Annotated in this window: 12 protein-coding genes; 1 reads left to right on the forward strand and 11 read right to left on the reverse strand. The window is 66.7% G+C overall.

What is annotated here, in order from left to right; all coding sequences use genetic code 11:
• Nucleotides 1–33: 33 nt before the first annotated feature.
• The 8 genes from fliL to fliE are packed head-to-tail and all read right to left on the reverse strand — an operon-like array spanning nt 34 to nt 7,228.
• Nucleotides 34–639, reverse strand: a complete 606-nt coding sequence (gene fliL / locus HDC35_RS10880) for a flagellar basal body-associated protein FliL (RefSeq protein ID WP_184646620.1) — start codon at nt 637–639, stop codon at nt 34–36.
• Nucleotides 640–656: 17 nt separating this feature from the next.
• Nucleotides 657–1,820 (reverse strand): flagellar hook-length control protein FliK, encoded by a 1,164-nt coding sequence (locus tag HDC35_RS10885; RefSeq protein ID WP_184646622.1) that lies wholly within the window; start codon nt 1,818–1,820, stop codon nt 657–659.
• Nucleotides 1,817–2,263: a hypothetical protein gene (locus HDC35_RS10890; protein ID WP_184646625.1), complete on the reverse strand. Its 447-nt coding sequence runs from the start codon at nt 2,261–2,263 to the stop codon at nt 1,817–1,819. Before HDC35_RS10890 ends, HDC35_RS10885 begins: the two co-directional genes overlap by 4 nt.
• The gene (locus HDC35_RS10895) at nt 2,260–3,591 is read right to left on the reverse strand and encodes a FliI/YscN family ATPase (protein ID WP_184646626.1); all 1,332 of its coding nucleotides are present in this window, start codon (nt 3,589–3,591) and stop codon (nt 2,260–2,262) included. Before HDC35_RS10895 ends, HDC35_RS10890 begins: the two co-directional genes overlap by 4 nt.
• The gene (locus HDC35_RS10900) at nt 3,588–4,187 is read right to left on the reverse strand and encodes a FliH/SctL family protein (protein ID WP_184646629.1); all 600 of its coding nucleotides are present in this window, start codon (nt 4,185–4,187) and stop codon (nt 3,588–3,590) included. The genes HDC35_RS10895 and HDC35_RS10900 overlap by 4 nt, the downstream gene beginning before the upstream one ends.
• Nucleotides 4,180–5,211: a flagellar motor switch protein FliG gene (gene fliG, locus HDC35_RS10905; protein ID WP_184646631.1), complete on the reverse strand. Its 1,032-nt coding sequence runs from the start codon at nt 5,209–5,211 to the stop codon at nt 4,180–4,182. The genes HDC35_RS10900 and fliG overlap by 8 nt, the downstream gene beginning before the upstream one ends.
• Nucleotides 5,204–6,871: a flagellar basal-body MS-ring/collar protein FliF gene (fliF, locus tag HDC35_RS10910; RefSeq protein ID WP_184646633.1), complete on the reverse strand. Its 1,668-nt coding sequence runs from the start codon at nt 6,869–6,871 to the stop codon at nt 5,204–5,206. The genes fliG and fliF overlap by 8 nt, the downstream gene beginning before the upstream one ends.
• 3 nt (nt 6,872–6,874) lie before the next feature.
• Nucleotides 6,875–7,228, reverse strand: coding sequence for a flagellar hook-basal body complex protein FliE (gene fliE, locus HDC35_RS10915; RefSeq protein ID WP_184646635.1), 354 nt, complete (start codon nt 7,226–7,228; stop codon nt 6,875–6,877).
• 250 nt (nt 7,229–7,478) lie between these two features.
• Between fliE and HDC35_RS10920 the strand changes: the two genes are divergently transcribed.
• Nucleotides 7,479–8,300 (forward strand): flagellin, encoded by an 822-nt coding sequence (locus HDC35_RS10920; protein ID WP_184646637.1) that lies wholly within the window; start codon nt 7,479–7,481, stop codon nt 8,298–8,300.
• Between the two features lie 148 nt (nt 8,301–8,448).
• Here HDC35_RS10920 and HDC35_RS10925 read toward each other — a convergent pair whose 3' ends face one another.
• The 3 genes from HDC35_RS10925 to HDC35_RS10935 are packed head-to-tail and all read right to left on the reverse strand — an operon-like array spanning nt 8,449 to nt 13,947.
• The gene (locus HDC35_RS10925; RefSeq protein ID WP_184646639.1) at nt 8,449–11,721 is read right to left on the reverse strand and encodes an error-prone DNA polymerase; all 3,273 of its coding nucleotides are present in this window, start codon (nt 11,719–11,721) and stop codon (nt 8,449–8,451) included.
• On the reverse strand, nt 11,718–13,253 hold the full coding sequence (locus tag HDC35_RS10930) for a DNA polymerase Y family protein (protein ID WP_184647360.1): 1,536 nt from the start codon (nt 13,251–13,253) through the stop codon (nt 11,718–11,720). The genes HDC35_RS10925 and HDC35_RS10930 overlap by 4 nt, the downstream gene beginning before the upstream one ends.
• The gene (locus tag HDC35_RS10935) at nt 13,159–13,947 is read right to left on the reverse strand and encodes an ImuA family protein (RefSeq protein ID WP_184646641.1); all 789 of its coding nucleotides are present in this window, start codon (nt 13,945–13,947) and stop codon (nt 13,159–13,161) included. The genes HDC35_RS10930 and HDC35_RS10935 overlap by 95 nt, the downstream gene beginning before the upstream one ends.
• Nucleotides 13,948–14,006 lie beyond the last annotated feature (59 nt).

Here is a 14,006-nt window from a genome sequence, read left to right on the forward strand (position 1 = left end):
CCTTTACGGCTTTGACGGATTTGGCACTGGCGGTCACTGAATCACCAGGCTCGTAAAATAGACATTGTCGATACCCCCGAAACCTTCCTTGTCGCGCAGCACATCGTTGATCGCGGCGGTCAACTGACGTTGAAGCCGCTGTTTCCCCTGGGATGTGGAGAGCAACGCCGGATCCTGTTCGGCAAGCACCATAAGGACGACCGAGCGAATGGGCACGGCCTGCCGTTTGATATTATTGATAACCTTGCCGTCATAGAAGGTCGAAAGGCTGATACCCACCTGCAGGAAGCCCGACCCGTCGGCAAGGTTGGTCGTGAAACTGTCGGTGATCGGATAATAGGTAATCTCATACTTGCGCGGGTCGACCTTGAACCGGTCGTTGGGGACCGACACGGTGCCGATCTTTGGCGGTGCTTCCTTGTCCTCGCCTTCGGCGGCGGGTTCGGCGCCGTCCTCGCTGCGCAGGACGAGCTTCGGATATTTATCCTCGGGCTTCGCCTCATGCGCCGACAGCGCGCCGAAATAGATGCCGGCGCCCGCGCCCGCACCGATCAGCGCGACCGCCGCGACGCCGATCAGCAGCAGCTTCTTGAACTTGCCCTTTTTCTTGGGTGCGTCTTCGACATTGTCCTTGGCCATGATGGGACCCTTTCTGATCAGGCAAAGCGGCCGCGGCGTTCGGCGGCGCGGCCTTCGTCGCGCGGCTCGGCGCGTTCGGTGGCGGTTTCGATGAGGTGGGCGGCATCTGGCGCGGCGGTCCGGCCCTGGCCCTGATTCTGCGACTGGCGGCCGGTTTCGCCCGGCGTGCAGGTGACTTCGGCGCCGGCGACGCGGACGCCCTGCTGGCGGAGTTCTTCGACGAGGCGGCCCTGCGCCGCGTTCACGATCGTTGCGGTCGCTTCATGCTGCGTATCCATCTTCAGGGCAACGCCGTCGTCGCCCATTTGCATGGCAACGTCGAGGCGGCCGAGGTGGCGTGGCATCAGGCGAAAGCTGATGTCGCCGCTATCCGATCTGGTCGCGGCGATGTCGCGCGCCAACTGGTCGATCCACGCGCCGTCGCTGTCCATGTCGAGTACGCGTTCGGCGATTTGCGTCGGCGCGCTGACCTCGGCCACGGGTGCCGCGTGCTGTGTCGCCGGCTGTGCAAAGAGGATCGTCATCGAGGGCGCCGCGTCGGCGGGCGTGGCGGCGGGGGCTCCGGTCGTCGTCATCGCCGTCGCTGCCAGCGGTAGCGTCGATACGGCGCCGCGCGGTGTGGCGGCGAGCAGCGATTCCTGCGGGACATCGGCCACATTTCCGCGGCCATCGGCCGGCTTTGCGCGCGCATCGACCGGCGTTGCGGCCTTGATGTTCGCAGGGACGATCGCGGCCACGATCGCGGCCCAGTTCGCTGCGTTGCCGGGGGGGGGCTCCGCGCCATCGGTCGCCTCGGGGTTCGACGGCGCTTCTGTTTCGGCGGCGCTCGCGGCCGTTTTTGCGGGCGCTGGCGTCGCGCCCTGCGCGCCGCCGTTCAACGCGATCAACAGGTTTTCAGCCTGCGCCGTTGCGTCGGTTTTGGCAGGGTCGGCTTTGACGGCCGGAACCTTGGCGGCGGTATCGGTTTCGACGGGCAGGCCTTCGGCGGGCGGTACGACGGCCTGCGGTTCGGGGGCCTGGGTAACCGGCATCGCGGCAGCCTGGGCCGGTGCGGCCGCGAGAAGCCGATCGAAACCGCCATCGATGCCGCTCTCGGAAATTTGCCCGATATTGGTGAGGAAAGCGGAGAAGCCCGCCGGCATCGTCGGCTGCGCAGTGGGAGGGGACGATGCGCTCATCATGCCGCGCCCCCTTCGATCAGGCGGAGCGACATGCCCGCGCGCGCGCGGTGCGGACGGTTGGCGTCGCTGCGGCGTTCCAGTTCAACTTCGGCCGATTTGCGGCTGCGCTCGTACAGCCGCACCGCCGATTCTTCCTTGGCCATCGCGCTTTGCGCGAGCGCACCCATATGGTCGCGGCGCGCGCTCGCGCCTGCCAGCGGGGCGGTCAGATTTTCCTTCGCCATGTCGAGCCGCATCGCGAGCTCGCCGATCGTGTTGAGCGCGCCGCCAGCGACGGCGCCCTTGGCCACCGCCAGATCGACGCGCAGCGTTTCGAGCCGCCGCGCCAGCTCGACGAGGTTCGCCAGTTCGCCGGTGGCGCGCGCCAGATTGGCCTCGGCCATCTGATGTTCGACGGTGCGCACGCGGATGATACGTTTGCGGCGTGCGGTACGGGCGGTCATGCGGAATATCCTTCAATCAGGGTCTGGCGGGAAATGTCGAAATCGACCCGCGCCTTGGCAGGCTGGGTCACGAAGGCGAGCTGGTCGGCGTGGCGGGCGATCGCTTCGTCGAGCACCGGATCGTTGCCGGCGACATAGGCGCCCATCAGCATCAGATCGCGATTCTCTTCATAGGCGGACCACAGCTGGCGAAAGCGCGTTGCGGCGGCGGCATGGTCGGGATCGACCGAATCGGCCATCGTGCGCGACAGCGAACGCGCGACGTCGATCGCGGGATACACGCCCTGTTCGGCAAGCTGGCGCGACAGGATGATATGGCCGTCGACGATCGCGCGGGCGCTATCGACGACCGGGTCGTCGATGTCGCCGCCATCGGCGAGGACGGTGTAGAGCGCGGTGATCGAGCCGCCGGTTTCGCGGTCGATACCGGCGCGTTCGCAGAGCGAGGGAATGAGCGCGAAGACCGACGGCGGATAGCCCTTCATCGTCGGCGGCTCGCCGAGGGTCAGCCCGATCTCGCGCTGCGCATGCGCGACGCGGGTCAGGCTGTCGATCAGCAGCAGCACCTTCTTGCCTTCGGCGCGGAAGGCTTCGGCGATCGCGGTCGCGCGCATTGCGGCGCGCAGGCGGAGCAAGGGCGGGTGATCGGCGGGGACCGCGACGACGACCGATTTCTTGCGGACTTCGGGGGGCAGCTTGGTTTCGACGAAGTCGCTGACCTCGCGGCTGCGTTCGCCGATCAGCCCGACGACGATCACGTCGCATTCGGTGCCCGCGATCATCTGGCCCATCAGCACCGACTTGCCGACGCCCGACCCTGCGATGATCGCGACGCGCTGGCCTTCGCCGACGGTGAGCAGGCCGTTGATCGCGCGAACGCCCATGTTGAGCGGCTTGGTCACGCGGCCGCGGCGCAGCGGATTGACCTTGCGGCCGGCCAGCGGCCACTGGAACTGCGACTTGATCGCCGGACGGCCGTCGAGCGGATTGCCCTGCGCGTCCATGATGCGGCCGAGCAGCGTCTTGCCGACGGGGACCATCGAGCTCGCGCCATGCGGTTCGACGGGTGCGCCGGTGACCAGCGGCTTGTTGGTGTCGAATGGCAGGACGAGGCTGCGGTGGCCGCGAAAACCGACCACTTCGCCATAGACATAGTCGTTGTCGGCCGACTTGATTCGCACATTGCTGCCGAGTGGTTGAGGGAATCCCGACACCTCGAGCATGATGCCTTCGTGCGCGACGAGCGTGCCGATCCGGCGCGGACTGGCGTTCGTCAGCTCGATGCCCTCGAGAAGCTGCTGTGCGGACAGGGCGAGCCGGCGCGTCATGCGGCCTCTCCCGTGCCGAGCGCCGACCGCAGTTCGTCGAGATAGACGGCGCGACCATGTTCGATCCAGCCGGTCGACGTTTCGAGGCGGATGGTCCCGCGCAGCATCGCCGGGTCGCTTTCGATGGACAGCGTCAGCGGGCCGTCGGCGAGCAGGGCCGCATCGTCGGGGTGGACCCACAAGGTGCGCGCCTTGTCGGCGTCGGCGACCATCGCGGCGGCGGTTTCGGCCTGCGCCCGGAGCCAATCGGCATCGATCGGGGCGGTGGCGACGATCTGGCGGACCAGCCGTTCGACGGTTTCGGCGATCAACTGTGCCAGCTCCTCGCTCGGCTCGTCCTGCAGCGCTTCGGCGCCGGCGAGCAGCGCCAGCAGCTGGTGGCGTTCGGCGACGAACGCGGCTTCGGCGATACGCTGGCCTTCGGCAAGGCCGCGCGCAAAGGGATCGTCGACGTCGACCTCGACCGCGCTTTCCAGCTCGGTCTGGTCGGCAAAGCGCGAGGGCGCAAAGGAGAGCGGGCGGAAGCCGCTATTGCGCGCCATCGCCTCGCCGAGCGAGACGGGGGTGAAGCCGGTTTCGGCGCTACGGTCAGACATAATCGTCGCCGCCCCCGGCGATCATGATTTCGCCGGCCGCGGCCATCTGGCGGACGATCAGCATGATGCCCTTTTGCGCTTCGTCGACGTCGGCGCGCTTGACCATCGTCATTTCGGCCATTTCGTCGCGGATCGTTTCCGATGCGCGCTTCGACATGGTCGCGAGGCACAGATCGACCATATCCTCGTCGGTGCCCTTCAGCGCGATCGCGAGCTGCGCCGCGTCGACCGAACGCAGCACGCTGCCGAGGCTCTTCTTGTCGAGGTCGCGCAGATTTTCGAAGATGAACATCTCTTCCTCGATCGTCTGGGCGAGGATGCGGTCATGCTTCTTGAGCGCGCGGATCGTGCGTTCGGAAAGCTGCTTCGGCATCTTCTTCATGATCTTGGCGACGTCGCTCGGTCCGCCGATCGCCTGCTTGGCGACGCGCTGGCCGTCGACATTGGCACTCGCGAGCACCGATTCGAGGTCCTCGATCGCCGCGGCGGGGACCGAGGTGAGCATCGCCGCGCGGAGCACCAGATCGGCCTGGAGCACTTCGTCGAGCGTCTCGATCGCGCGGGCGGCGATGTCGGGAACGAGCACCGAGAGGATCAGCGCGCCGACCTGCGGATGCTCGCTGGCGAGCAGGCCGCTGATCGCGTCGACGTCCATCCAGCGCAGGATTTCGAGCGACGCGGCGCTCCGCTGCGGGGCGACGGCCGCCAGGATATTGTCGGCGCGGACGTTGCCGACGGCTTCGGTCATCACGGTCCGGATGCGTGTGTCGGCGCCGATCGCGAGCGCGCTGACGTCGCGGCTGCGCGTCACGAAACGGTCGAGCGCCTGCCCGATCTGCTGTTCGCTGGCATTGGCGGTATCGAACATCGCCTTCGCCAGCTGGCGGACCTCTTCCGGCGCCAGCTGTTTCAGGATCGTGGCGGCCTCGCTTTCGTCGAGCAGCATCAGCAGGATGGCGGCAGCAGCGGATCCGTCGATCGTCGGCGTCGCGGGTGCATTGTCGAGTTCGGCGACGTCAGGCACGGGCGCCCTCCTGCATCAGGTGGCGGACGACGAGCGCGGCGCGCGCCGAATCCTGGCGGACGAAGGCGCGAACCAGATTGGCGCGCGCTTCATAGCTCGGCGCCTGTTCGATCATTTCCAGCGTGATTTCGCGGCTGCCTTGACCATTGCCGAGCGCCGGGCGGTCGGTCGCGGCGAGCAGCGATGCTTCGAGCTCCTGATTTTGTTCGGCGCGCTTCGCGGCACGTTCTTTCGCGGCGCGGATCATCGGGCGGCCGATGAAGAGGAAGGCAAGCAGCGCGGCGAGGATCGCGCCGACCTGCTTGACGAGCGGCAGGAACCAGCCCTGGTCGTAAAAGGCGGGAGCGATGTCCTCGACCGGCGCAAAGGGGCGCTGGTTGATCGCGACGAGGTCGCCGCGGGTCGCGTCGTAACCGATCGCGCCCTTCACCAGATTGTCGATCTTGGTCAGGTCGGCCTGCGTCAGCGCCTTCTTGCCCTGGTTGAGCGCGACCGCGACCGAGACACGGCGCAGCTTGCCCTGCGGCGAATGCGTTACCGAAATCTCGCGGCCGACCTCGTAAGCGCGCGCGGCATTTTCGTTGCTCTCGACCCCCGGCGCCGGGGCCGCGCCGGGCGCCGCCGGCTGCGGCCCTTCGGCGGTGACCGTCGTCGCCTGCGGCGGCTGGTTCGACAGCGCGCCAGGGATGCCGACGGCGGGAGCGCTCGTGCCGCTGGTCGAACGGGTGATCTGTTCGCTGGTCAGCGCGCGATCATTTTCGGGGAAGCTTTCGCGCGTCGCCTGGCTTTCCGACATATCGACGTCGGCATGGACCTCGACCGTATAATTGCCGGCACCGAGCATCGGGCCGAGCAAGGTGTCGAGCGCGCGGCGGAACCGGTCCTCGACCTGCAATTGCAGCTGGAAGGCCTTCATGTCGCTGCCGCTTGCGGTGTCGGACAGCAGCGCGCCGCGCTGGTCGATCACCGACACCTGATCGGCATTCATGCCGGGGATCGACGAGGCGACGAGGAAACGGATCGCCTGCACCTGTCCGTCGGACAGTGAGCGGCCGTTCTGGAGGGTCAGCATCACCGAAGCGGTGGCGGGCTTGTCTTCGCGGACGAACAGGCTGGGTTCGGCCGCCGCGACATGGACGCGCGCGCTCCGGACCGCATCGATCGTCTCGATCGTGCGCGACAGGTCGGCCTCGCGCGCCGAACGCAGCGCTTCGCCCTCGATCGCGCGGCTCGATCCCATGGGCAGCGACGCGATCAGGCTGTCGCCGCTCGGCGCTGCCTTGGGCAGTCCCTGCCCGGCGAGCGCGATGCGCGCTTGGTGCAATTTGTCGGCGTCGACGGTCAGAGCGCCGGTCGAGGAGTCGATGCTGTGCGCGATGCCCTGCGACTGCAGCGCCTCGGCAACCGCCGCCTTGTCGGCGTCGTCGAGCCCGGCGAACAGCTGGGCCTGCGGGGCCGCCTGCATCGTGAACCAGGCAAGCGCGGCGATGCCGATCGCCGAGGTCATCGCGATCGCCGGCAATGCGCGCTGCACCGCAGGCTGGCGGATAAACTGGCTCACGGGTGCGAAGCGACCGTCGAGGAGGGGGGCGGGAAGGCGGTTCGCGGAACCGTTATCCAGAGAATTGGGGACGGGGGTCAGGATTTGTGCTTCGGCCATGGATTACACCGGCATGTTCATGATGTCGCGATATGCGGACAGCAGCTTGTTGCGGACTTGCAGCGTGGTTTCGAAACCCAGCGAGGCTTTCTGCCGCTCGATCATCACGCTGACGATGTCGTGGGTGTCGCCGCGTTCATAGGCTTCGCTGATCTGGCTCGCTTTCGACTGCTGGGCGTTGACCTGTTGCAGGGCATTGTTGATCGCGGCGCCGAAATCGGGCGCGCCCCCCATTCCCTCGACGCCGCCTTCGGCCGCGCCGATCCCGCCGCGGCCCGCGGCGCGCTGCAAGGCCTGATTCTGATTGAGGATCGAGCTGCGCATCTGCAGCAGCCGGCTCGGGTCAATCGTGCTCATTGCTTCTCATCCGTCCTGTTGCGCGGCGGCCTGCCGCACGCACAAAGAAGAATGCAAAGCTCGTGCCAAAAAAATTATTCGTTCATTTTCATATATTTAAACTGATTTTATAGGGCTGTCGGACCGCTTCCGGCATTTTTTTGACGGGGCGGGCTTAAGCGCCGTTGCTGCTCGCCGTTACTGCTTTCCGTGACCGCTCCTCGAGCCCTCACATCACGGGAATGGCCATCGAGGCCGGAAAGGAACAAAGATGACTGTCATCAACACCAATGTGAGCGCGCTTCGCGCCCAGAACAATTCGCGTGTCGCCAGCCAAATGCAGTCGCAGGCGATGGAACGCCTGTCGAGCGGCAAGCGCATCAACGCTGCGAAGGACGATGCCGCCGGCCTGGCCGTCGCGACCCGCATGGAAGCTGCATCGCGCGGTTTCACCCAGGCGATCCGCAACGCCAACGACGGCATTTCGCTCGCCCAGACCGCCGATAGCGCTGCGGGCAGCATCTCGGACATCCTGATCCGGATGCGCGAACTCGCGATGCAGGCCGCGAACGGCACGCTGAGCGACGACGACCGCGCGCTGGTGCAGGAAGAAGTCGGCGCGCTGATTTCGCAGATCGGCGACATCACGACGCAGACGACCTTCAACGGCAACCAGCTGATCGACGGCAGCGTCGCCACCGGTTTCGACATCCAGACCGGCATCAACGATACCGAAGTGGTGAACATCACCGTCGCCAGCCTGTCGGCTGCGGGCCTCGGCGTCGCCGGTCTTTCGGTCGCGACCGCCGCGGGCGCCACGGGAGCCCTCGCAACGATCGACGATGCGATCACCATCGTCGCCGAAGAACGCGCCAACCTTGGTGCGCAGCAGAACCGCCTGTCCTCGGCTGTCGATAATTTGACGTCGCGTGTCACCAATCTGGACGAAGCGAAGTCGCGCATCGAAGACGCCGATTTCTCGGTGGAATCGACGAACCTCGCAGCCGCCGGTATCCTGGCGCAGGCATCGACCGCGATGCTCGCGCAGGCGAACCAGAGCTCGCAGGGCGTGATGAACCTGCTCCGCGGCTAAGTTTCGCGAACATATTTCAGGCTATATTCGGTTGGTCCCTTAGATAGCCTGATCAGATGCCCCGGCCCCCACAGCCGGGGCATCATCTTTTGTCTGTTCGGCATGGCCGAACCGGGCTGGTCCCGTTGTCGACGACGGTCGGCCGCAACTAATGAAAATCGCGCGACTTGGGCAGAATGCGGACGTTGCGCGGATGACCGTGCTGCGCTGCATGGCCGCGCGGCCGCTGCGGATGCTTTACCTCGTCGGCGCGGCAGACCTCGGGATCGAAACGCCGGTCGCTGCCCAGCGTATCGAGCATCGCCGTCCGGTCGACGATCCGTGTCGCCATCAGGTGGATGACGCCTTCCTTGCTCCGCTGCACTTCGCCCTCGGCGAGCATCAGCCGCGATGCCATCACCGCGCGGCGCTGGCGTTCGAAATGGCGTGCCCACAGCAGGATGTTGACGATCCCGCTCTCGTCCTCGAGCGTGATGAAGATCGCATTGCCCTTGCCCGGTCGCTGACGGATCAGCACGACGCCGGCGGTGCGGACGATCGATCCGTTTTTCGCGGCGGCGACCCCCGCCGTGCTCAGCACCCCTTCGCGCTCGAAATCGCGGCGCAGGAAGGCCATTGGATGGCCCTTCAGCGACAGCCGCGTCGTCTGGTAATCGGTGAGCACATGCTCGACCATCGGCGTCAGCGGCAATTGCGCGTCCTCCTCGGCACCGAGTTCGTCGGTTTCGGCTGCGCCGAACAACGGCAGCACGCCTTGCCGCACCCGCCGCGCATCCCACAGCGCGGGCCGCCGGTCGAGCCCCATCGACCGGCACGCATCGGCATCGGCGAGCAGGCGCAGCGCGCGCGACGGCAGGTTGGCGCGGCGCGCGAGTTCCTCGACCGAGGCGAAGGGGGCGGCGCTCCGCGCCTCGCCGATCTGCTTCGCCCATTCCTCGCGAAACCCGTCGACCTGCCGGAATCCGATCCGGAGCGCGAGGCTGCCGTCCTCGCCTCGTTCGAGGCTGTTATCCCAATGGCTTGCATTTACATCGACCGCGCGCACCTCGACCCCATGCTCCTGCGCATCGCGCACCAGCTGCGCGGGGGCGTAGAAACCCATCGGCTGCGAATTGAGGATGCCGCATGCGAAGACGGCGGGATGATAATGTTTGATCCACGAGGATACATAGACCAGCCGCGCGAAGGACTGGGCATGGCTTTCGGGAAAGCCATAGCTTCCGAAGCCCTCGATCTGCTTGAAGCAGCGCTCGGCGAAATCTTGGCTGTAGCCACGCCGGACCATCCCGCCGACCATCTTCTCGCGGAAATTCTCGATCGTTCCGACATTGCGAAAGGTCGCCATCGCACGGCGCAGGCCATTGGCTTCGTCGGGGGTAAATTCAGCGGCAACGATGGCGAGTTTCATCGCCTGTTCCTGAAACAGGGGGACGCCATAGGTTTTGCCTAGAACATCGTGCAGTTCGTCGGGCGGATGCGGGGCGGCGGGTTCGGGAAATTCCACCGGCTCCTCGCCGTTGCGGCGGCGTAGATAGGGGTGGACCATGTCGCCCTCGATCGGGCCGGGGCGAACGATCGCCACTTGTACCACCAGATCGTAGAAGATCTTCGGCTTGAGGCGCGGCAACATGTTGATCTGCGCGCGGCTTTCGACCTGAAAAACGCCGATGCTGTCGCCCTTCTGCAGCATGCCGTATACTTCCGCATCGTCACAATCGATGTCGACTTCCAACGTATGGTCGCCAAGACCATGCTCGCGCATCAGGTCGAAGCATTTGCGAATGCAGGTCAGCATGCCGAGCGCGAGCACGTCGACCTTCATCAGTCCCAGCGCGTCGATGTCGTCCTTGTCCCATTCGATGAAAGTCCGGTCCTCCATCGCGGCGTTGTGAATCGGGACGAGTTCGTCGAGCCGTCCTTCGGTCAAGATGAAGCCGCCGACGTGCTGCGACAAATGACGCGGCGCCTTCAGCAATTCGCCGACGAAACGGTGCAGCCGTTCGATCTCGCCATTATGCGGATTGAGCCCGGCTTCGACGAGCCGCTCGACCGGAACATCGTCGCCCCAGCTACCCCAACTCGTATCGGCGAGCCGGGCGGTTACATCTTCGCTGAGACCGAGCGCCTTGCCGACTTCGCGGATCGTGCTGCGCGGGCGGTAATGGATGACGGTCGCGGCGATCGCGGCGCGATCACGCGTATAGCGTTCATAGATATATTGGATGACCTCCTCGCGTCGTTCGTGTTCGAAGTCGACGTCTATGTCGGGGGGCTCGTCACGTTCGGCCGACACGAAACGCGAGAAGAGCAGATCGTGTTGCATCGGGTCGACCGAGGTCACGCCGAGCAGGAAGCAGACGATCGAATTGGCGGCCGATCCGCGGCCCTGGCACAGGATCGGCGGCTGCTGTGACCGGGCGTAGCGGACGAGATCGTAGACGGTCAGGAAATAATAGACGTAGCGCCGCTTCTTGATCAGCCGCAGCTCGTCGGCGAGCAGCTTCCGGACTTTCGCCGGCAGCGGCGTTTTATAGCGCTCCTCGGCGGCGGTTTTCACCAAATGGTGCAGATAGGGAAAGGGCTTCCATCCCGGCGGGAGCGGCTCGTGCGGATATTCATATTGCAGGTCTTCGAGGCGAAAGCTGATACGCGCGAGCAGCTTTGCACTTGCTTCAATCGCCTTAGGATAGCCGTCGAACAGCCGTTTCATCTCGGCGGGCGCTTTCAGATAACGCTCGCCATTGGCCCGAAGCAGCTTGCCGGCCTTCGCGACCGTCATACCCTCGCGGATGCAGGTGATGATATCGTGAAGCGGGCGTTGTCTCTTGGTTGCATAGAGAGCGTCGTTGGTCGCGAGCAGCGGAACGCCGGTTGCTGCCGACACGCGCTGGAGTTCGGCCAGCCGGCGCGCGTCGGCGCCCGATTGCGGCATCATGGCGGCCAACCAGAGCGATTTCGGTCGCTTGCTTTTGAGGGTGCGGAGCAATTCCTCGTCGCCTGCCATCGCGATGAGGAGGAGATCGTCGCAATGATCGAGCAGGTCTTCGAGATGGAGAATGCAGTCGCCCTTTTGCGCGCGCAGGTTTCCGGTCGACAGAAGACGCGTCAGTCGTCCCCAGCCTTGGCGATCGACGGGGTAGGCGACGATATCGGGGGTGCCGTCGGCGAAGACGAGCCGGGCGCCGACCACCAGCCGAAAGCCCTCCACCATCTCGGGTCTCTTGACCTGCAAATCTTTCAGAAAAGCCCACGCCCGCACCACCCCCGCGACGCTGTTCCGGTCCGCAATGCCGATGCCTGTCATGCCGAGCGCGATTGCCTCGGCTACCATTTCGGCGGGGTGCGAGGCGCCGCGCAGGAAGCTGTAGTTGGTTGCGGCGACCAGTTCGGCGAAGCCCGGATCGGCGCCGGTGCCGCTCATGCGAAGACCCCATGGATATACCAGCGTGGGTCGGGCTTTTCGTCGTAGAGGCCGTGGCGAAAGAGCCAGAAGCGGCGGCCCTGCGCATCCTCGACGCGGTAATAGTCGCGCGTCAGTCCGCCATTGTCGCGCCGCCGCCACCATTCGGCGGCGATGCGCTCGGGACCTTCGTAGCGGCGCACCGCATGCGCCTGCCGGCGCCAGCGGAACCGGTGCGGGGGGCCGTCGGGCACCTCGGCGATCACCTCGATCGGCTGCGGCGGGTCGAAAAGATGAAAGGGGCGCGTCGGCGGCTCGCCGGGTTCGGGCGCCTGCCAGGGCAGCGGTGCGGGTGCGTCGATCGCGGGGAGTTCGAGCTGCGCCTGCTCGGGAATATGCGTGTCGGCGGGGCGCAGCCGTCGTACCCGCCCGCGCCCAAGCCGCGTCGCAAGCCGGTCGGCGAGCTCGTCGATCGCGGCCTCCTTCACCGCGCCGCCCTCGAGTCCCAGTTGACTCGCGCCGAGCGTCTCGATCCGCGGCACCGCGAGACGGATCATGTCGAAGCCGAAACCGGGATCAAGCGGGTCGGCGAGGCCGTCCAGGCGCTCGGCGAACAGGCGCATGACAAGGCCGGCGTCGCGCGTCGGATGGCCGGTCTCGATCGCGATGTCCCGCGCGAGGCCGTCGCTGCGAAAGAAGGTCGCGCGGAAAGAGCGCCCGCCCTTGCCGCGTTCGGCGAGATCCCCGATCGCTTCGCCAACGAGTTCGGCAAGGATTTTGGCGGCGTGCGCGGTGCTGCCGAGCGGTTCGGCAAAGCGGCGTTCGGCGACCACCGGCGGCGGCGGCACACGCGGGTCGAGCGGGCTCGGCGCGTCGCCCATTATCCGCCGCAGCGCCATCGCGGCGTCGGCGCCGAAGCGCGCGGCGAGGTTCGCCATCGGCCGGCCCGCAAGGTCGCCGATCGTCTTCAACCCTGCGCGGACGAGCGCAGTCGTCTCCTCGGCTTCGAGTTCGAGCGCGGCGACGGGCAGACGGCGGATCGCGCTGGTCTCGTCGGGGGCGGGACGCGCCTGATAGCGCGCGAGCGCGCGCGCGGCGTCGGCGGTCGGGCCGAGCGCGTGGCGCAGCGTCATGCCGAGCCTTGCAAAGCGTCCTTCGATATCGGCGACCACGCCCGCCTCGCCGCCCAGCAGATGCGCGGCCCCCGCGATGTCGAGGATCAGTCCGTCGGGTGCGTCGAGTGCGACGAGCGGCGTATAGCGCGCGCAACCCTGTGCGAGCCGGTCGAGCCAGTCCTGATCGAGTACCGGATCGTGCGGCACGATCATAAGCTCGCCGAGCTGCGCGCGCGCGTCGGCGAGCGGCATGCCGGGCCGCAGCCCGACCGCGAGCGCCGCCGCGTCGACGCTCGCGAGCCGCATCGCGCCGCGTCGCTTCTCGGCGAAGACAAGCGGAGCGTCAGGCCGCCGCGGCGCCGTGCGAAGCCATCGCTCGGCGGGCAGGAAGGGGAAGAAGAGCGCCAGATAGCGCCGTTTCCCGGAAAGATTGTTCATCATGGTTCCAGTCCAGTCGCCAGCGCGTCCCCGCGGGGCCGCCGCGCCAGCGCAGCAGTTCGAGGTCGAAGGCGGGGGCGCCGGGGGCATCGGCCGCGAGCGCGTGCGAGGGCCCGGCGGCGACGCTCCAGCGCGTTTCGGCGACGCTCGGCGTCGGCACGGCATTCAGGCGGAGCATCAGCAAGGTCGTGCCCGCATCGCGTGCGCCAAGCGCGAGCCGGCGCCCGGCGGTCAGATCGAGCAAGGGGAATTTGCCCCAGCTTTCGACGATCACCGCCGCCGACCCGGCGCAGCGGATCGCGTCGTTCGCGCAGGCGAGCAGCATTTTGGGATCGGCGGTTTCGACGAGCAGCAGCCGGTCGGGGTCGCCGCCAAGTTCGGCGATGCCGGGGGCATAGATGCGGCCGCTGCGCTTGTTCGCGTCGGTGGTCCGCAGCCAGATCAGCGGCGCCTTGCCCGGGGCGCGCAGCGCGACCAGCGCGGCGAAGGCGGCGGCGCTCGTTGCATCGAGCGCGTCGGCGGCAAAAAATTCATGGATGCGCCCGATCGCGAGTCCACCATGGAGCGCGTCGTCGAAGCGCGCGTGCCCGCTCGCCAGCCAGCCTTCGGCCCGGTGGCTTTCCACGCCGTCGCTGGCGGCGATCCGGGCGATGCGTTGGCGCAGCCCGGCGAGAGGGTGAGACGACTCGCGCATATTTTGTTCCTGATATGTTCTATTAGCGCGCGAGTGCGGGCGATTGTCAAGGAGAGTCC

This window comes from Sphingopyxis sp. JAI128 (assembly GCF_014207235.1).
Classification (GTDB): domain Bacteria; phylum Pseudomonadota; class Alphaproteobacteria; order Sphingomonadales; family Sphingomonadaceae; genus Sphingopyxis.